The following is an 18,937-nucleotide window of genomic DNA, read 5'->3' on the forward strand; positions in this document are numbered from 1 at the left end:
GCACGTCAGCTCCCGCCCACGCCGAGCGCGGTGAGCAGCACCAGGACGACGGTCACGACCGCGAACAGCCCGTGACCCGCCACCACCGCGACGGGGAACTGCCGTTCGGCCGGAACCGGCGAGCCGGCCGCCGCCGGGCCGGAGCCGAGCCGGGCGACGCGCGCGTGATGGACCGGGATCCACCGCGCCAGCATGACGAACCCGAGCAGCGCGACCGGCACGAGCAGCGCGAACGCGAGCCAGGCCAGCCCACGGGCGTCGGCGAACAGGTGGATGATCCACACGACCAGGCCCGCCGCGGCGAGCAGGAAGTGCCCGAAGAGCACCGGGGCGGGCAGCCGGGACTCGCCGGCCTTCTGCTGGGCCACGCCGCCGCGGGCGATCCAGGTGCCGAGCATGTAGAAGCCGCCGACGGCGGTGACGAGCCAGGTGATCAGTGCCGCGATCTCCACGATCTTCCTTCTTTCCAGGATGAGCCGTTCGTATGTCAGATGGCGGGTGTCCGAAGGCGGCGCCTCACGGTGGCGGGGTGGTGGTGAACCCCTCGGCCTGGGTGTCCTCGCCGGCGACCCGTACGCCGTAGCGGAAGGCGAGCTTGCCGCCCAGGTAGCCGGACACCGCGAGCACGGCCAGGCACACCGCCGACAGCACGATCTGCCCCACCGGCACGGGCCCCGGCGGCCCGCCGCCCAGCCGCCAGGCGAACCCGGCCGTGTATCCGGCGGTGACCGCCAGGTTGAGCGCCATGTGCACCAGACCGGTGCGGAAGGCGGGCGTGCGGGGCGGGATGGCGAACAGGTCCAGGAACCCGACGCAGGCGGCGGCCAGCGCGCCGAGGCCGCCGAGGGCGATCAGCCAGACCGACCCCTGCGCCAGGAAGCCGCCCGGCGACACCACGTGGGAGGCGACGTCGAAGACCAGGCTGGCCACCCATGCCCCGATCGGCACCGTGACCAGGATCGGGTGCGCCGGATGCCCGTACGGGCCCGCCAGCGCCGTCACCGGCCGCTTGGCCCGGTCGGTCAGCTCGTCCATGACCCACCTCCTATTTCACCAACAAGTCTTGGACATATTCGGCAGCGGCGTCAACCTCCCCAGCACAAAGCCATGGCTTCAGATGTTTCACAAGTTTTCTAGGCGTTAAGGTGGATGCGTGACGTCCGACTCCACGAGCCTCGCGGCGGTCGCCGCGCTCAGCGACGATCTGCGCCGCAGCATGTACGAGTTCATCCGCCGCGCCGGGCGGGCCGTCACCCGCGACGAGGCGGCCCAGAGCGTCGGGATCTCCCGCAAGCTCGCCGCCTTCCACCTGGACAAACTGGTGGACGCCGGGCTGCTCGCCACCCGCTACGAACAGCCGGGCGGGCTGCGCCGCGTCGGCCGCGCCCCCAAGGTGTACGAACCCTCCGACCTCGACGTCCAGGTCAGCATCCCCCAGCGCGAACCCGTCCTGCTCGCCGACATCCTGCTCGACGCCGTGCTGGCCGAGACGCCCGGCGAGAGCGCCGGTCAGGCGGCCCGCCGCCTGGCCCGCGAGCGCGGCCACGACCTCGGCCACACCGAACGCGCCGGGTTGCGCGGCGCCCGGCTCGGCCCCGAGCGCGCCCTGACCTGCGCCCAGCAGGTCCTGGAACGCCACGGTTTCGAGCCCAGCCGCGACACGCCGACCCTGGTCCGGCTGCGCAACTGCCCCTTCCATCCCCTGGCCGCCAAGGCCCCCGAGCTGGTCTGCGGCATCAACCACGCGTTCCTGGCCGGGTTCCTCGACGGCCTCGACGCCCCGGCCGTCCAGGCCACCCTGATCCCGCGGCCGGGTCACTGCTGCGTCGAGCTGGGCGTCCCGCAGGACCCCGGCGGCGCGGCGGCGGAGGCGCCGGCGTGCGCCAAGGACGGTGACGGCCCGCCACCCGCTCCGCCAGGGTCCTGACCGGTTCCGGCAAGGGTTTCCCATGGGCCCGGCCACGGCCCGCCGGGCGCTCTACCGTGGGACCGCCGGAGCGGTGACGTGGCAGGGGAAGGCGTCCGATGATCGCAGCCATCGCCAGGGTCCAGAAACTGTCGGCGGCGTTCGCGTACGCCGCCGCGGTGCTCACGCTGACCTGGCTGACCCAGGACGGCCGCCTGGGCGACGGCATGTACGGCGACCTGGCCATGGCCGTCCTGGCCTTCCCGCTCTACCTCGCCGCCGGCCCGCTGAACGGCGCGCTCCGCGCCCACGCGCCGGGGCCCGCCCACGTCTGGGACTTCGTCCTCATGGCCTGGCCGGGGATCGTCCTGGCGATCCTGCTGGCGTGGCTGCGCGCCCGGGTGGCCGGGCGGGCACTCGGGTGGCTCGCGGCGGCGGCCGTCACGCTGGTGGGGGTGGCGACCACCTTCGACGGCTGGGCGCCACGACGACCGTACGGCTGGCCGTTCCTCGTCTGCGGGCTGATCATGATCGTCGGGCTGATGACCGCCCGCCGGCCCGCCCCGGACGCCCGGCACGGGCCGGACGCGCGGTCGCCCGGCCCGTGACCAGCGGGCCCTACGTGGTCCTACGTGGTGGAGAAGGCCGCGTCGAAGGCCGTGGCGGGCGGCGTGATGGAGTTCAGCCGCCGGATGTACCCCAGCGCCTCACGGGCGCCGTCCAGCCGGTCCATCCCCGCGTCCTCCCACTCGATCGAGATCGGCCCGTCGTACCCGATCGAGTTGAGCGCCCGGAAGCAGTCCTCCCAGGGCACGTCACCGCGCCCGGTGGAGACGAAGTCCCATCCCCGCCGCATGTCCGCCCACGGCAGGTGCGACGACAGCCGCCCCTTGCGCCCGTCGCCGACCCGGACCCGGGTGTCCTTGCAGTCGACGTGGTAGATCCGGTCCTTGAAGTCGAGGATGAACGCCACCGGGTCGAGGTCCTGCCACACCATGTGCGACGGGTCCCAGTTCAGCCCGAACGCCGGACGATGCCCGATCGCCTCCAGCGTCCGCTGCGTCGTGTAGTAGTCGTAGGCGATCTCGCTCGGGTGGATCTCGTGGGCGAAGCGCACCCCGACCTCGTCGAACACGTCGAGGATCGGGTTCCAGCGGTCGGCGAAGTCCTGGTAGCCGGCCTCCACCATCGACGCCGGCACCGGCGGGAACATGGCCACGGTGTGCCAGATCGACGACCCGGTGAACCCCACCACCGTGTCCACGCCGAGCGCCGCCGCCGCCCGCGCGGTGTCCTTCATGTCCTCGGCCGCGGCCCGCCGCACCGACTCCGGGTCGCCCGAGCCCCAGATGCGCGCCGGCAGGATCGCCTTGTGCCGCTCGTCGATCGGATGGTCGCAGACGGCCTGGCCGACGAGGTGGTTGGAGATCGTCCACACCTTCAGGCCGTGCTTGTCGAGCTGGGCGCGCTTCTGCTCCACGTACGACGGGTCCGCCACCGCCTGCGCCACGTCGAAGTGGTCGCCCGAGCAGGCGATCTCCAGGCCGTCGTAGCCCCATTCGGCCGCCAGCCTGCACACCTCCTCGAACGGCAGGTCCGCCCACTGCCCGGTGAACAGCGTTACTGGTCTCATCAGTCCTCCACAGGGGTGTACCGGCCGCCGTCGGCCGCGCTCGCCTCCACCGCCGCCAGCACGCGCTGCACCCGCAGCCCGTCGGCGAACGACGGCGAAGGGTCGGCGCCGGTCGCGACGGCCTCCAGGAAGTCCTTGATCTCGTGGGTGAAGGTGTGCTCGTAGCCGAGCCCGTGCCCCGGCGGCCACCACGCCCCCACGTAGGGATGGTCGGGCTCGGTCACCAGGATCCGCTCGAACCCGCCCCCGCCCTCGCTGAACCACAGCTCGTTCATGGACTCGAAGTCGAACGCCAGGCTGCCGAGCTGCCCGTTCACCTCGATGCGCATCGCGTTCTTGCGCCCGGTCGCGAACCTGGTGGCCTCGAAGGAGGCCAGCGCGCCGCCCGACATCCGGCCGATGAACAGCGCGGCGTCGTCGACGGTGACCGCCCCCCGCTCCTCCGTACGGGACCCGCCCAGCCCCGCCGACTCCCCCGCCAGCGGACGCTCCTTGACGAACGTCTCCGTCAGCCCCGACACCCCCGCCACGCGCTGGCCGGTGACGAACTCGGCGGCGTCCACGATGTGCGAGCCGATGTCGCCGAGCGCCCCCGCGCCCGCCTTGTCCTTCTGCAACCGCCACACCAGCGGGAACTCCGGATCCACGATCCAGTCCTGGAGGTACTGGGCGCGTACGTGCCGGATCTCGCCGAGCCTGCCCTCCTCGACGTACCGGCGGGCCAGGGCGACCGCCGGGACCCGCCGGTAGTTGAAGGCCACCATGCTCCTGCCCGGCGCCGCGGCCGCCGCCGCGACCATGGCCTCGGCCTCGGCGACGGTGTTGGCCAGCGGTTTCTCACAGATCACGTGCTTGCCGGCGCGCAACGCGGCGATCGCGATCTCGGCGTGCGAGTCGCCCGGCGTGCAGATGTCGACGATCTGCACGTCGTCCCGCCGGACGAGCTCCCGCCAGTCCGTCTCGACGTCGGCCCAGCCGAGCCGGGCCGCCGCGGCGGCGGTCTGCTCCTTCGACCGGCCCGCCAGCACCGCCATGCGCGGCGCGAGCGGCAGGTCGAAGAACGCGCCGACGCTCCGCCATGCCTGGGAGTGGACGCGGCCCATGAACGCGTAGCCGATCATGCCCACGCCGATGGTGGTCTTGTCTGACATGCAACCCCCGATCAGGATTCGAATCCGAGCGCCAGATACTTGTCGACGTTCTCCTTGGTGATCGTCTCGGACGCGAGGGTGATCGACTGGGGAACCTGGTTCTCCACGAGGTCACTCATGCCCTTGCCCTGCGCGATCAACCTGGCGAGCCTGACGGCCGAGGAGGCCATCGTGGGGCTGTAGGTGACGGTGGCCTTGAGCACCGACGTGCCGGCCTGGATCTCCTTCATGGCGTTCAGCGAGCCGGCGCCGCCCACCATGATGAACTCGTCCCGGTTCGCCTCCTTGATGGCGGCCAGCACGCCGACGCCCTGGTCGTCGTCGTGGTTCCACAGGGCGTCGATCTTCTTGTGCGCCTGCAGCAGCGACGTCGCCACCTGGTTGCCGGTCTCGACGGTGAACTTGGCGTCCTGCTTGGCCGTGACGCTGAACCCGTACGTCTTCAGCGCGTCGGCGAAGCCCTTGCTGCGGTCCTGGGTCAGCGGCAGCGTGGCGATGCCCTGGATCTCGACGATCACCGGGTTCGCGACGCCCTTGTCCTTGAGCTGCTTGCCGATGTAGTGCCCGGCCGCGACGCCCATGCCGTAGTTGTCGCCGCCGATCCACGTCCGGTAGGCCAGCTTGTCGGGGAACACCCGGTCGAGGTTGATGACCGGGATGCCCGCCTGCGTCGCCTGCAGCGCGACCTGGTTCAGCTGCTGGCCGTCGTTCGGCAGGATGACCAGGGCGTTCACCTTGGCCGCGATCAGCGACTCGACGGCGGAGATCTGCTGGTTGATGTCGTTGGTCGGCTCGACGGCCTTGAAGTCGACGTCGCCGTACTGCTTGGCCGCGCTCTCGGCGTTCTTGGCGATGGCCGCGATCCAGCCGTGGTCGGCGGCCGGCGCGGAGAAGCCGATCGTCACCTTCTGGCCGGGTTCGTCGTTGCCGCTCGCGGCGGGGGCGGGCGCGGGCGCCGCCGACGAGGGAGCGGCCGCCGGCTCGTTGCTGGTGCAACCCGCCGCTAACAGCACAGCCCCGCCGACGAGGAATCCCCTGCGCGCGACGTTCTCACTCATGTTGCTCTCGCTTTCAGGTTCCGCCGCTGGAGAAGGACGGCGACGACGATGATCAGGCCCTTGGCGATCAGCTGGTCGCTGGTGTTGAGCCCGTTGAGGATGAACAGGTTCGTGATGAGGGTGAAGATCAGCAGGCCCAGGATCGAGCCGATGATCGTGCCCCGGCCTCCGGTGAGCAGGGTGCCGCCGATGATGACGGCGGCGATGGCGTCGAGCTCGTACAGGTCGCCGTGGGTGGACGAGCCTGTCGTCGTACGGGCCATGATGAGGATCGCGGCGACGCCGCAGCAGAAGCCGGACAGGGCGTACAGGAGCATCGTGTGCCTGCGTACGTCGATGCCGGCCAGCCTGGCCGCCTCGGGGTTGCCCCCGACCGCGTACGTGCGGCGGCCGAACGTGGTGCGGTTCAGGACGATCCACCCCAGCACCACGACCAGGGCGAACACGTAGACCAGCAGCGGGATGCCGAGCAGCCGCGTGGTGGACAGCTGCACGATGCCCTCGACCTGGATGAGCTGCGTCTTCCTGTCGGACATGCGCTGGGCCAGGCCGCGGGCGGCCACCAGCATGGCCAGGGTGGCGATGAACGGCACCATCCGCCCATAGGCGATCAGCAGCCCGTTCACCAGCCCGGCCCCGGTGCCGACGAGGATCGCGCAGACGGCCATCACCACCGGCCCGTACGACTGGGTGGCCAGCGTGGTCGCCCAGACGGAGGCGAGGGCCATGACGGCGCCGACGGACAGGTCGATGCCCCCGCCGATGATCACGAACGTGGCTCCGACGGTGATCACGCCGATCGTGGCGGCCAGGGCCAGGATGCTGACCAGGTTGGAGGTGGTGGCGAAGTTGTCGAACCGGGTGACCAGGCCGACGACCACGAGCAGCGCCAGCGCGCCCAGCAGGCCGAGGTGGCGGATCTCGGCGACCCCGTTCAGCAGGGACGGTCTCGGCCGGGTGACCCCGGCGGCGGGTCGTTCGGGCGCCTCTATGGGCTCGCTCATCACGCGGCCCTCCCATCCATGATCATGTCCAGTACGCGGTGCTCGTCCAGGCCGGCCGCCTCGCCCTCGTGGATGACGGCGCCCTCGCGCAGCACGAGCACCCGGTCGGCCAGCCCCAGCACCTCGGGCACCTCGCTGGAGACCAGCAGCACGCCGATGCCCTGGTCGGCCAGGTCGCGGATGACGGCGTACAGCTCGGCGCGGGCGCCGACGTCGACGCCGCGGGTGGGCTCGTCGAGCAGCAGCAGTCTGCGTCCGCCGAGCAGCCAGCGGGCGAGCACGGCCTTCTGCTGGTTGCCGCCCGACAGGGTCCTGATCGGGCGTTCGGGGTCGGGCGGGCGGATGTCGAGGAGCTGGGCCAGGCGGGCGGCCTCGGCCCGCTCGCGGCCGCGGTCGATCCAGCCGAACCTGGCGAACTGCGGCAGGGTGCCGAGCGTGATGTTGGCGGTGACGCTCTGGTCGAGCAGCAGGGCCTGGGCCTTGCGTTCCTCGGGGGCCAGGCCCATGCCCTGCCGGACGGCGCCGGTCACGCGGCGGCGGGCCGGGCGGCCGGCGAGCGTGACGCGGCCGGAGGCGGGCCGGGCTCCGTAGACGGCCTCCAGGATCTCGGAGCGTCCGCTGCCGACGAGCCCGGCCAGTCCGACGATCTCGCCGGCGCGCACGGAGAAGGAGACGTCGGCGAAGACGCCGGGCGCGGTCAGGTTCTCCACGCGCAGCACCTCCTCGCCGGGCGGCCGGGTGGGGCGGGGCGGGAAGACGTACTCGACGTTGCGGCCGGTCATGAGGGAGACGATGCGGGCGGTGGGCGTGTCGCGGGCGGGCAGGCCAACGGCGACGGTGCGCCCGTCCTTGAGCACGGTGACGCGGTCGCCGATCTCGCGGATCTCCTCCAGCCGGTGGGAGATGTAGACGACGGCCACGCCCTGGGCGGTGAGCTCGCGGATGATGCGGAACAGGTTGGCGACCTCGTCGTGGGCCAGGGCGGCCGACGGCTCGTCCATGATGATCAGGCGGGCGTCGTGGGAGAGGGCGCGGGCCATCGAGACGACCTGTTTGGCGGCCGGTGAGAGCCGTCCGACCTCGGTGGAGGGGCGGATCTCGCCGTGGCCGAGGCGTTCCAGCACCGCGCGGGCGGCCCGGCGGCCGGCCTGGCGGTTGACGAACCCGAAGCGGGCGTGCTCGTGGCCGAGGAAGATGTTCTCTGCGACGCTGAGGCCGTCGACCAGGTCGAGTTCCTGGTAGATGGTGGCGAAGCCGAGCCGGATGGCGTCGATGGGGCTGGTGGGCCGGACGGGCGCGTCGTTGAAGACGATCGTGCCCTCGTCGGGCTGGTGGACGCCGGCCAGCACCTTGATCAGGGTGGATTTGCCCGCGCCGTTCTGGCCGAGCAGGCAGTGGACCTCGCCCGCCCGTACGTCGAGATCGACCCCGTCGAGCGCGCGCACGCCGGGGAACTGCTTGACGATGCCCTTCATGACCAGCATCGGGGGTCCCCTTCAGGCGTTGACGATGCGGTTGATGTTGTCCGGTGACAGGTAGTGCTCGATGGCGAGCAGGCCCGCGCCGAGAGCGGCGGCGTTGATCCCGGTGCGGCTCGGGGTGATGGACAGGTGGTGGGTGGCCAGCGGCAGCGACCGGCGGTAGATGGTCTCCCTGACGCCGGCCAGGAGGTGCTCGTGGACGCGGGACAGCGCGCCGCCGATGACGATGACCTCGGGGTTGAAGAAGTTGACCAGGCCGGCCAGCACCTCGCCGATGAGCCGGCCGGCCTCCCTGACCAGCCGCAGCGCCTGGGTGTTGCCCGCCTGGACGAGCGCGACGACGTCGGCGCCGGTCTCGGCGGCCAGCCCCAGCTCGGCGAGCCGGCGGGCGATGGCGGCGCCGCCGGCCACGGCCTCCAGGCAGGCGCTGTTGCCGCAGCGGCAGCCGGCGTCGTCGTGGCCGCTGACGCGGATGTGCCCGATGTCGCCGGCCGAGCCCTGGGCTCCTCTGTGGAGTTTGCCGTCGGCCACGATGCCGCAGCCGATGCCGGTGCCGACCTTGACGAACAGCAGGTGGCTGGTGCCGGCGAAGGCGTTGCGGTGCTCGCCGAGCGCCATGACGTTGACGTCGTTGTCGACCAGCACCTGGATGCCGTCGAAGTATTCGGGGACGGGGTAGTCGTTCCAGCCGGGCATGATCGGCGGGTTGTTGGGGCGGCCGGTGGCGAACTCCACCGGGCCGGGCACGCCGATGCCCATGGCGCGCAGCGCGGCGCGGGGCCGTCCGGCCTCGCCGAGCAGCCGGTCGAGCCGCTGGTCGACGTGGGCGAGCACCTTGTCGGGGCCCTCGCCGATCTCCAGCGGGTCTTCGCACTCGGCCAGCAGGCCGCCGGTCAGGTCCATGAGCGCGACCCGGCAGTGGGTGGCGCCGAGGTCGACGCCGGCGAAGGCGTGCTCCTCGGTGTGCAGGCGGAGCTGGCGCGGGGGACGGCCGCCGGTGGACTCGCCGCTCTCGGTCTCCTCGACGAGGCCGCGCTCGATGAGCGCGTCGACCCGCTGGGAGATCGTGGATCTGGCCAGTCCGGTGAGGCGCGCGAGATCGGAACGGGTGGTCGCCGATCCGGCGCTGATGAGCGTCAGGACGTCGGCAGCCGAGCCCGGCTGGGGGGTCATGCGGGAACAATAAGATCACTCATGCGGCAAATCAAGAGTCTGATTCGACCGAACCTCGCGGACTTATGCCGAAGATCGAACAAAGCCTGGCATGAGACGTTCGCCGGAACCCTCCCGAACGCGCGGAAGCCGGCCACCGCCCCGGCGGGCGATGACCGGCTTCCGGCAGGCTCCGGCGCTAGAGCATGGCCTTCATCGAGTCGCCGGCCGTCAGCACGTACGGCTGCTCGGCCATCACCGAGCCCCAGTTGTCGGCGATCGCCTCGGGGGTGAGGTCGTCGGCCTTCCAGCCGGGCCCCTCGGCCACGAACACGCGGGCCACCCGCCCGCCGCCGACGGTGAACACCTCCCCGCTCGACTCGCACGAGTCGTGCACGAGGTAGGCGACCAGCGCGCTCACCCGCTCGGGCGTGAACTTGGCCTCGAACTCGGCCGGCAGCAGCGCCTCGGTCATCCTGGTCCAGGCGATGGGGGCGATGGCGTTGGCCTTGATGCCGTTGCGCGCGCCCTCGATGGCCAGCGTCTTGGTCAGCCCGACCAGGCCCATCTTGGCGGTGGAGTAGTTGGCCTGGCCGAAGTTGCCGAACAGGCCGGCCGGGCTGGAGGTGTTGACGATGCGGCCGTACCCGGCCTCCTTCATCAGCGGGTAGGCGGCCTGGCTGACCAGGTACGACCCGCGCACGTGCACGGCCAGCACGCCGTCGAAGTCCTCGACGGTCATCTTCCCGAACGACTTGTCCCGCAGGATGCCCGCGTTGTTGACGACGATGTCGACCCGGCCGAACGCGTCGACGGCCGTCTGCACGAGCGCCCTGGCGCCCTCGGGAGTGGCGACGTTGTCGGCGTTGGCGACGGCCTGGCCGCCGTTCTTGGTGATGAGCTCGACCACCTCGGCGGCGGGGCCGGTGGAGGCGCCGGTGCCGTCGAGCGCGCCGCCGAGGTCGTTGACCACGACCTTGGCGCCCCGCTCGGCGAGCAGGAGCGCGTGCGCCCTGCCGAGGCCGTGCCCGGCGCCCGTGATGATCGCGACCCTGTCATCGAACCGAAGCATCGAACCTCCAGAGCAAGAGAACAACATTCTGGTAGGAGTACGATAACCGACCGGCTCAGGCGCGTCTCCAGAGCTCGGGCTCGCCCTCCTCCCGGCGTACCCTGCCCCGTCCGGCCAGCCATACCAGGTGGGCCAGCGTCTCGTTGTTGGCCGCCCGGCGCATGAACGGCGGGATCGTCTCCCAGGGGCGCGACCAGCTCAGCCGGGTGGCGACGTCCCAGCAGGTCACGCCGTCGTCCTCGCCGACGACCCGTTCGATCTCGGCCAGCCGCTCGTCGTGGTGCGCCAGCACGTGGTCGACGCGTCCGGCCAGCTCCAGGAAGCGGTACTCGTGGCCGGGCAGCACCTCGTCCACCTCCAGCTCGCGGACGGCGGCCAGCGAGCCGAGGTAGTCGGCCAGCGGGTCGGGGCCCGACTGGGGGTGCACGGCCACGATCGGGGTGATCTTCGCCAGCACGTGGTCGCCGGAGAGCAGCAGCCTGCGCTCCGGCGAGACGAAGCACAGGTGGCCGGGCGTGTGGCCGGGGGTCCAGACGGCCCGCAGGTCCCAGCCGGGCAGGTCGAGCTTCTCGCCGTCCTCGATCAGCCGGTCGGGACGGGCCATCGTGACCATGTGCCTGATCATCATGGAGGCCCCGGCCAGCTCGTCCAGGCTCAGGTCGGGCACGCCGGAGCGCCGGAGCAGGGCCCGCTCGCGCTGGACGAGCGAGTCGATGGCGTCGTCGTCGTACCGCTCGCGCACGAGGTTCGCGTCGGCCGGGTGCAGCCCGATCCAGGCGCCCGACGCCTCGCGGACGCGTCCGGCCAGGCCGTAGTGGTCGGGGTGCAGGTGGGTGACCAGGACGGCCCTGACGTCGGCGATCCCGTAGCCGGCCACGGCCAGCCCGGCGGCCAGGGCGTCGTAGGCCTCGTCGGTGTTCCATCCGGCGTCCACGATGGCCACGCCGTCGGGCAGTTCGAGGGCGTAGACCAGCACGTACCGCAGCGGGTTGACCGGGATGGGCACCGGGATCGACCACAGCCCCGGCCGGACCCGCTCGACCTCGGGAACCGCCCCGCTCATCCACGCCTCACGCTGGGCCACGCTGGAAGGAGTCACCACGAACTTAGCCATGGCCCCGAATATAGTTCTGGTCCCGAATCATGTTCTACTAGGGGTCATGAAGCTGAGCCGCGAGATCTCAGACGATGGCCGCTTCGTCCGGCAGCCGAACCGCTTCACCGAACGGCTCGGGCCGCCCGAGCCCGGCCGCTACCGGCTCTACGCCTCCTACGCCTGCCCGTGGGCACAGCGCGTGCTGATCGTCCGCGCCCTGCTCCGCCTGGAGGACCTGCTGGACGTCACGATCGTCGACCCCATCCGCGACGAGAAGGGCTGGCGGATCCCCGACGGCGACCCGCCGTACCTGTCGGAGCTCTACCACGCGACCGAACCGGGCTACACGGGCCGCTACACCGTGCCGTGCATCTGGGACAGCCGGGAAGAACGCCTGGTCACCAACGACTTCCCGCAGATCACCCTCGACCTGGAGACGTCGTGGGGCAGCGCGCCCGACCTGTACCCCGAACGCCTGCGCCCGGACATCGACATCATGAACGACCGCCTCTACCACGGCCTCAACAACGCGGTCTACGAGGCCGGCTTCGCCCGCGGGCAGCAGGCGTACGAGGAGGCGGTCGCCCGCGTGTTCACCACGCTCGACCTGCTGGAGGTGCGCCTGGCGGAGTCGGAGTTCCTCTTCGGCACGCTCACCGACAGCGACGTGCGGCTGTTCACCACGCTGGTCAGGTTCGACACGGTCTACCACGGCCACTTCAAGTGCTCGATCAGGCGGCTGACCGACTATCCGGCGTTGTGGGCGTACACCCGCAGGCTCTACGCGATCCCCGCATTCCGCGACACCACGGACTTCGACCACATCAGACGCCACTACTACATGACCCAGACGAACATCAACCCGAGCAGGATCGTTCCGGTAGGACCGGAACTCGACTGGAGCCTGTGACCCCCGGCCTCGGCATCGCGACGAACAGCAGCGCCGAGGCCAGCACCACCCCTGAGGCCACCCACCAGGCGGCCGACGCGCCCGCCTGCGCGGCCAGGACGCCGAGCGTGGAGTTGGCCAGCACCCCGCCCGCCTGGAGCGAGAGCGAGGACGTCGAGGTGACCGTGGTGCGCTCGGCGGCGGAGACCGCGTTGTGCTGCATCTCCAGGCAGAGCAGCCCGGTCACCGACAGCCCGGCGAACATGACCAGGTAGGCCAGCCCGGCCGTCACCAGGCCGGGCACGCCGTCCAGCCCGGCGGTGGCGGCCAGCGAGCCGACCGACAGCGCGCAGAGCACCGCGCCCATGGCCGCGCCGCGGGCCGAGCCGCCCGCCAGGCGCGCCACGCGGGGCGCGATCGCGCTGCCCGTGGCGCTGGCGGCGTATCCCAGGGCCGCCACGACGGCGTAGGCCAGGCTGCCGCGCTCGGACGTGCCGGCCAGCTCGGCCAGGCGGCCGGGGGTCAGCAGCTCGATCGTCATCAGCAGCACGCCGGACGCGGCGGCGGCGAGCATCAGGCGGCGCAGCACCGCTCCCCCGGCGGCCAGCCGGATCCCGCCGACCACCGTCGAGGGCACCTCGCGCAGCACGCTTCCCAGCGACCGCCGCGCGTGGGCCGGCTCGGGCAGCGCGAACACCACCACGACCAGCAGGACGACGGCCGCGACGGCCCCCAGCAGCGGCGGCACGGCCAGCGGCGTGATCGTCCCGGGCGGCACCAGCAGCGGCACGGCGCCGCCGACCAGCACCCCGGCGCACATGGCCACCGACTCCAGCGCGCCGCCGCGCGCCAGGCCCGGCTTGAGGTCGGCGTCCTCGCCTTCGAGCTCGTGCAGGGTGTCGACGTACCAGGAGGTGGCCGGGCCGCTGGACAGCGCCCTGGCCACGCCCTTGATCACGCAGGTGACGAGGAACATCCCGAACGTCGTCGAGACGCTCATCAGCGCGAGCGCCGCCGCGGTGAACACCGCCGAGGCGGCCAGCACCATCCGCCGTCCGATGACGTCGGCCAGGCCGCCCGTGGGCAGCTCCAGGCTGACGGTGACGACCGAGAACACGGTCACCGCCAGGCCGATCTGGGTCAGGCTGAGCCCTCTGTCGGTCATCAGCAGCACCATGACGGCGGCCATCAGGCCCAGCGGCAGCCAGGTCAGGAAGCTGACGAGCATGTAGCGCCGTAACGCGGAACGAGCGGTCATCGGTCCTGCTCCTTGTCGCTGGGAGAACCGTCGGTGGGGGAACCGTCGGCGGGAGAACCGTCGGTGGGAGAACCGTCGCGGGGGAAGCCGTCGCGGGGGAAACCGCCCATCCAGATGTTGACCTGGCGGGCGTCGGGGTCGCCCGAGCAGCGGGCGGCGAGGTCGCGCAGCAGCTCCATGGCCCGGTCGTTGAACTCCCTCAGCCCGGCCGGGGGCAGCTCCACGATGTGGTCGCTCAGCCCGGCCGCGCGGGCCCACTCGGGGGACCAGTCGTGCTCCTCGTGCTCCTGCGCGACCCGGCCGAGGACCTCGACCTGGCGCATCCGCATGATCCGGACCGCCTCGCGGCCCTCCTCGGTGCCGGACAGCTCGCCGCTGTCCCAGGAGGTGTAGCGGTGGCGGGCCCGCCAGCGGCGCTCGCGGCCGTCGCGCCGGTCGGGGTCCTCCTCGATGAATCCGTACTTGAACAGCTCGCGCAGGTGGTAGCTGGTCGAGCCGGAGCTCTCGCCGACCTTGCGGCCCAGCTCGCTGGCGGTGGCCGGGCCGTCGCTGCGCAGCAGCCCGAGCAGCCGCACCCGCAAGGGGTGGGCGACCACTTTGAGCACCTGCGGGTCACTGATCCTGTACTGCTCCTCCATGAGCACGACCCTAGACCGCAAAGGCTTTTTTGCAAAGTGATTTTTGCGAATTCCCCGACCTTCTAAACTGGGCGGATGCTCGACGACATCCGCGTGGACGACGCCGTCCTCGCCCTGCGCCCCGACTTCGCCGTGCTGGTGATGCTGGCCCACGGCCTGCGGAACGGCCCCACCGACGACCGCACCCGCGCCTGGCTGGCCGAGGCGTCGGCGTGCGAGGTCCAGGCCGACAAGATCGACGCCTGGAAGGACGCCTACCGCGCCTTCGGCGCCAAGCCGCAGCGCACCAGGCCCTCGGTCGACGCCCTGACCCGGCGCATGCCGCTGCCGGAGATCAACCGGGTGGTCGACGCGTACAACACGATCAGCGTCAAGCACGCGCTGCCCATCGGCGGCGAGGACCTCGATCGCTACCAGGGCCCGGCCCGGCTGGTGCGGGCGACCGGCGACGAGCACTCCGAGGAGGCGCTCGGGCAGCCCGAGCCCGGCGAGGTGATCTGGCGCGACGACGCCGGCGTGACCTGCCGCCGGTGGAACTGGCGTCAGGTGGCGCGCACCCGGCTCACCGAGGAGACGACCAACGCGATCTTCCTCCTCGAACGGCTGGAGCCCATGTCGATGGAGGAGCTCCAGCAGGCCGGCAAGGAGCTGGCGGAGCTGCTGGAGGAGCTGTCACCCGGGGTGCGGATCACCAGCAGAATCGTGCCCGGAGGGAAATAAACCTGCCGGCCATACGTTGATACCAAACAGTAACAATGGCGGCTCTCCCTGGATTGACTAGGCGGGCGTGACCTCTTCGGCGTGTCCTGAGAGGATCGTTCGAGGCGGCGCGTGCTCTTCGGCGCGCGCTGCCGGTCCGGGCGAGTAGCCTTGGACAGGTTCTCTAACATCAACGCCGATCTGCGGAAGAGGGCGATTTCCGCCGTGTCGTCTGAGTCGTCGCGGACAAACCCGCTGGCAAGCTTTGGTCAGAACGAGTGGCTTGTCGACGAGCTGTACCAGAAGTACCTTCAAGATCCAGAGTCTGTCGACAAGGCCTGGTGGAACTTCTTCGCTGACTACAACCCTGATTACGGACCGGGCCGGACCCCGGTCAGGGAGGCGGCGAACGGCACTGCGACCGCGCCCGCACCTCCCAAGGCGCCCCCGAAGGCGCCTCCGGCAGCCGAGAAGCCGAAGCAGCCGGCCACCCCGGTGCCCAAGGGCGCCGAGGAGGTGAAGCTGCGCGGCGCCGCCGCACGCACGGCCGCCAACATGGACCTGTCCCTGACGGTCCCGACGGCGACCAGCGTCCGGGCCATCCCGGCCAAGCTGCTCATCGACAACCGCATCGTGATCAACAATCACCTCAAGCGGGGGCGTGGCGGCAAGATCTCCTTCACCCACCTGATCGGCTTCGCGATCGTCAAGGCGCTGAAGGCGATGCCGGAGATGAACTACTCCTACACGGAGGTCGACGGCAAGCCCACGCTGGTCAAGCCCGAGCACGTCGGGTTCGGCCTGGCGATCGACGTCCAGAAGAGCAACGGTGAGCGCCAGCTCCTCGTGCCCTCGATCAAGGGCGCCGAGGAGATGGACTTCCGCCAGTTCTGGGTGGCCTACGAAGAGGTCGTCCGCAAGGCCCGCGCGGGCAAGCTGGGCGTCGACGACTTCTCCGGCACCACGATCTCGCTGACCAACCCCGGCACGATCGGCACCGTCCACTCCGTTCCGCGCCTGATGCCCGGCCAGGGCACGATCATCGGCGTCGGCGCGATGGAATACCCGGCCGAGTACCAGGGCGCCTCGCCCGACACGCTGTCGCGCCTGGCCGTCTCCAAGGTCATGACGCTGACCAGCACCTACGACCACCGGATCATCCAGGGCGCCCAGTCGGGCGACTTCCTGCGCCAGATCCACCGGCTGCTGCTCGGCGAGGACGGCTTCTACGACGAGATCTTCGAGGCGCTGCGCATCCCGTACGAGCCGGTGCGCTGGGTCCAGGACATCTCGGCCTCGCACGACGACGACGTGGCCAAGTCGGCCCGGGTCATCGAGCTGATCCACGCCTACCGCGTGCGCGGCCACCTGATGGCCGAGACCGACCCGCTGGAGTACAAGCAGCGCAAGCACCCCGACCTCGACATCCAGTCCCACGGGCTGACCCTGTGGGACCTCGAGCGCGAGTTCGCCACGGGCGGTTTCGGCGGCCGTCCGCTGATGAAGCTCCGCGAGATCCTGGGCGTGCTGCGCGACTCCTACTGCCGCACGGTCGGCATCGAGTACATGCACATCCAGAACCCCGAGGAGCGGGCCTGGATCCAGGCGCGGGTGGAGAAGCCGCACGCCTCGCCCGAGCGCGACGAGCAGCTCAACATCCTGTCCCGGCTCAACACCGCCGAGGCGTTCGAGACGTTCCTGCAGACGAAGTTCGTCGGCCAGAAGCGCTTCTCGCTGGAGGGCGGCGAGTCCCTGATCCCGCTGCTCGACTCGGTGATCAGCGACGCCGCCGACGAGGGCCTCGACGAGGTCGTCATCGGCATGGCCCACCGCGGCCGGCTCAACGTGCTGGCCAACATCGTGGGCAAGTCCTACGCGCAGATCTTCGGCGAGTTCGAGGGCAACATCGACCCGCGCACCGCCCACGGCTCCGGCGACGTCAAGTACCACCTGGGCGCGAGCGGCGAGTTCACCGCCCCGAGCGGCAAGATGATCACGGCGTCCGTGGTGGCCAACCCCTCCCACCTGGAGGCGGTCGACCCGGTGCTGGAGGGCGTCGTCCGCGCCAAGCAGGACCTCCTGGAGCGCGGCGAGGAGGGCTTCACCGTCCTTCCCGTCCTCGTCCACGGCGACGCGGCCTTCGCCGGCCAGGGCGTGGTGGCCGAGACGCTCAACCTGTCGCAGCTGCGCGGCTACCGCACCGGCGGCACCGTGCACGTGGTGGTCAACAACCAGGTGGGCTTCACCACCTCGCCGGCCTCCTCCCGCTCGTCGGTCTACGCGACCGACGTCGCGCGGATGATCCAGGCGCCGATCTTCCACGTCAACGGCGACGACCCCGAGGCCGTGGTGCGCGTGGGCCAGCTGGCCTACGAATACCGCCAGGCGTTCCGCAAGGACGTCGTCATCGACCTCATCTGCTACCGCCGCCGCGGCCACAACGAGGGCGACAACCCCGCCTTCACCCAGCCGCTGATGTACGACCTGATCGACGCCAAGCGCTCCACCCGCAAGCTCTACACCGAGGCGCTGATCGGCCGGGGCGACATCACGGTCGAGGAGGCCGAGTCGGCGCTGCGCGACTACCAGGCCAAGCTGGAGCAGGCGTTCACCGAGACGCGCGAGGCGGCCAAGAAGCCCAAGGAGGCGGCCGCCATGCGGGTGCCCCCGGCCGAGGTCGTCAAGTGGTCCCACGCCGACACGCCGACGGCGATCAGCGACGAGACGCTCAAGCGCATCGTCGACACCCAGCTCAACCTGCCCGAGGGCTTCACGCCGCACCCGCGCCTGGCGCCGGTGCTGCAGCGCCGCGGCCAGATGGTCGAGACCGACTCGATCGACTGGGCGATGGGCGAGACGCTGGCGTTCGGCTCGCTGCTGATCGACGGCCACCCGGTGCGCCTGGTCGGCCAGGACTCCCGGCGCGGCACGTTCACCCAGCGGCACGCGGTGCTGGTCGACCGGATGACCGGCGCCGACCACACGCCGCTGAAGCAGTTCAACGAGGGCACCACGAAGTTCTACGTCTACGACTCGCTGCTCAGCGAGTTCGCGGCGCTCGGCTTCGAGTACGGCTACAGCGTCGTGCGTCCCGATGCCCTGGTGGCCTGGGAGGCGCAGTTCGGCGACTTCGTCAACGGCGCCCAGACGATCATCGACGAGTTCATCTCGTCCGGTGAGCAGAAGTGGGGCCAGCGCTCCTCCGTCGTGCTGCTGCTGCCGCACGGCTACGAGGGCCAGGGCCCCGACCACTCCTCGGCCAGGATCGAACGGTTCCTGCAGGTCTGCGCGCTCGACAACATGACGGTCGCGCAGCCGTCCACGCCGGCCAACTACTTCCACCTGCTGCGCTGGCAGGTGGAGTCCAACCGGCGCAAGCCGATGGTGGTCTTCACGCCCAAGTCGCTGCTGCGGCACAAGGCGGCCACGTCGAAGGCGTCCGACTTCACCACCGGCACCTTCCAGCCGGTCATCGGCGACACCACGGTCGACCCGGCCAAGGTCACCCGGATCGTCCTGGTCTCGGGCAAGCTCTACTACGACCTGGCCGCGCAGCGCGACAAGACGGGCCGCGACGACGTCGCGATCGTCCGTCTTGAGCGGCTCTACCCGTTCCCCACCGAGGAGCTCACCGCCGAGCTGGCCCGCTACGGGCAGCAGGCCGAGCTGGTGTGGGCCCAGGACGAGCCGGTGAACATGGGCCCGTGGCCCTACCTGACGCTGAAGCTGGCCGAAGACCCGCAGACGCTCGGCGGCCGGTCGCTGCGCCGCGTCTCGCGGACCCCGAACAGCTCGCCCGCGACGGGTTCGCACAACTCGCACGACACCGAGCTGGAGGAGATCCTCCACCAGCTCTTCGGCTGAGCAGGCCGCCAGTGAGCCCCCGGCCGTCCGGCCGGG

General features: G+C 71.0%; 17 protein-coding genes. 5 read left to right on the top strand and 12 right to left on the bottom strand.

What is annotated here, in order from left to right; genetic code table 11:
• Positions 1-5: 5 nt before the first annotated feature.
• Positions 6-452 carry a hypothetical protein gene (locus ACWEJ6_RS02195; protein ID WP_452420646.1) on the bottom strand — a complete coding sequence of 149 codons (447 nt, stop codon included), beginning with the start codon at positions 450-452 and terminating at the stop codon, positions 6-8.
• 64 nt (positions 453-516) lie between these two features.
• Positions 517-1,035 (bottom strand): DUF2231 domain-containing protein, encoded by a 519-nt coding sequence (locus tag ACWEJ6_RS02200; RefSeq protein ID WP_452420648.1) that lies wholly within the window; start codon positions 1,033-1,035, stop codon positions 517-519.
• A gap of 118 nt (positions 1,036-1,153) precedes the next feature.
• Here ACWEJ6_RS02200 and ACWEJ6_RS02205 point away from each other — a divergent pair, with 118 nt between their 5' ends.
• Both ACWEJ6_RS02205 and ACWEJ6_RS02210 read left to right on the top strand, forming a co-directional pair.
• Positions 1,154-1,927, top strand: coding sequence for a helix-turn-helix transcriptional regulator (locus ACWEJ6_RS02205; protein WP_452420650.1), 774 nt, complete (start codon positions 1,154-1,156; stop codon positions 1,925-1,927).
• 98 nt (positions 1,928-2,025) lie between these two features.
• Positions 2,026-2,514, top strand: coding sequence for a hypothetical protein (locus tag ACWEJ6_RS02210; protein ID WP_452420652.1), 489 nt, complete (start codon positions 2,026-2,028; stop codon positions 2,512-2,514).
• Positions 2,515-2,534: 20 nt separating this feature from the next.
• Here the strand turns inward: ACWEJ6_RS02210 and ACWEJ6_RS02215 are convergent, their stop codons facing one another.
• The 8 genes from ACWEJ6_RS02215 to ACWEJ6_RS02250 all read right to left on the bottom strand — a co-directional run bounded on the left by ACWEJ6_RS02215 (position 2,535) and on the right by ACWEJ6_RS02250 (position 11,571).
• Positions 2,535-3,542 (bottom strand): sugar phosphate isomerase/epimerase family protein, encoded by a 1,008-nt coding sequence (locus ACWEJ6_RS02215; protein ID WP_452420740.1) that lies wholly within the window; start codon positions 3,540-3,542, stop codon positions 2,535-2,537.
• Positions 3,539-4,690, bottom strand: a complete 1,152-nt coding sequence (locus ACWEJ6_RS02220; RefSeq protein ID WP_387671206.1) for a Gfo/Idh/MocA family protein — start codon at positions 4,688-4,690, stop codon at positions 3,539-3,541. Before ACWEJ6_RS02220 ends, ACWEJ6_RS02215 begins: the two co-directional genes overlap by 4 nt.
• Positions 4,691-4,701: 11 nt before the next feature.
• Entirely contained in the window at positions 4,702-5,748 is a 1,047-nt protein-coding gene (locus tag ACWEJ6_RS02225; protein WP_387671207.1) for an ABC transporter substrate-binding protein, read from the bottom strand.
• Positions 5,745-6,752: an ABC transporter permease gene (locus ACWEJ6_RS02230; protein ID WP_452420654.1), complete on the bottom strand. Its 1,008-nt coding sequence runs from the start codon at positions 6,750-6,752 to the stop codon at positions 5,745-5,747. Before ACWEJ6_RS02230 ends, ACWEJ6_RS02225 begins: the two co-directional genes overlap by 4 nt.
• The gene (locus tag ACWEJ6_RS02235; RefSeq protein ID WP_452420656.1) at positions 6,752-8,236 is read right to left on the bottom strand and encodes a sugar ABC transporter ATP-binding protein; all 1,485 of its coding nucleotides are present in this window, start codon (positions 8,234-8,236) and stop codon (positions 6,752-6,754) included. The genes ACWEJ6_RS02230 and ACWEJ6_RS02235 overlap by 1 nt, the downstream gene beginning before the upstream one ends.
• 12 nt (positions 8,237-8,248) lie before the next feature.
• Positions 8,249-9,406 carry an ROK family transcriptional regulator gene (locus tag ACWEJ6_RS02240; protein WP_358288897.1) on the bottom strand — a complete coding sequence of 386 codons (1,158 nt, stop codon included), beginning with the start codon at positions 9,404-9,406 and terminating at the stop codon, positions 8,249-8,251.
• Positions 9,407-9,584: 178 nt separating this feature from the next.
• A complete protein-coding gene (locus ACWEJ6_RS02245) occupies positions 9,585-10,457 on the bottom strand; it encodes an SDR family oxidoreductase (RefSeq protein WP_352352311.1) in 873 nt (290 codons plus the stop codon).
• 55 nt (positions 10,458-10,512) lie between these two features.
• The gene (locus ACWEJ6_RS02250; RefSeq protein ID WP_387671215.1) at positions 10,513-11,571 is read right to left on the bottom strand and encodes an MBL fold metallo-hydrolase; all 1,059 of its coding nucleotides are present in this window, start codon (positions 11,569-11,571) and stop codon (positions 10,513-10,515) included.
• Between the two features lie 46 nt (positions 11,572-11,617).
• Between ACWEJ6_RS02250 and ACWEJ6_RS02255 the strand changes: the two genes are divergently transcribed.
• Positions 11,618-12,463 (top strand): glutathione S-transferase family protein, encoded by an 846-nt coding sequence (locus ACWEJ6_RS02255; protein ID WP_358288903.1) that lies wholly within the window; start codon positions 11,618-11,620, stop codon positions 12,461-12,463.
• Here ACWEJ6_RS02255 and ACWEJ6_RS02260 read toward each other — a convergent pair.
• Both ACWEJ6_RS02260 and ACWEJ6_RS02265 read right to left on the bottom strand, forming a co-directional pair.
• Complete coding sequence (locus ACWEJ6_RS02260) at positions 12,411-13,700, bottom strand: MFS transporter (protein ID WP_452420659.1); 1,290 nt, start codon at positions 13,698-13,700, stop codon at positions 12,411-12,413. The two genes, ACWEJ6_RS02255 and ACWEJ6_RS02260, sit on opposite strands and share 53 nt — an antisense overlap.
• Positions 13,697-14,338 (bottom strand): winged helix-turn-helix domain-containing protein, encoded by a 642-nt coding sequence (locus tag ACWEJ6_RS02265; RefSeq protein ID WP_452420661.1) that lies wholly within the window; start codon positions 14,336-14,338, stop codon positions 13,697-13,699. The genes ACWEJ6_RS02260 and ACWEJ6_RS02265 overlap by 4 nt, the downstream gene beginning before the upstream one ends.
• 75 nt (positions 14,339-14,413) lie before the next feature.
• On the opposite strand from ACWEJ6_RS02265, the gene ACWEJ6_RS02270 reads away from it, so the two are divergent.
• Positions 14,414-15,058 carry a B3/B4 domain-containing protein gene (locus ACWEJ6_RS02270; protein WP_352323530.1) on the top strand — a complete coding sequence of 215 codons (645 nt, stop codon included), beginning with the start codon at positions 14,414-14,416 and terminating at the stop codon, positions 15,056-15,058.
• Between the two features lie 204 nt (positions 15,059-15,262).
• On the top strand, positions 15,263-18,901 hold the full coding sequence (locus tag ACWEJ6_RS02275; protein WP_358288914.1) for a multifunctional oxoglutarate decarboxylase/oxoglutarate dehydrogenase thiamine pyrophosphate-binding subunit/dihydrolipoyllysine-residue succinyltransferase subunit: 3,639 nt from the start codon (positions 15,263-15,265) through the stop codon (positions 18,899-18,901).
• The last annotated feature ends 36 nt before the right edge of the window (positions 18,902-18,937 follow it).

The organism is Nonomuraea sp. NPDC004702, from assembly GCF_053601695.1.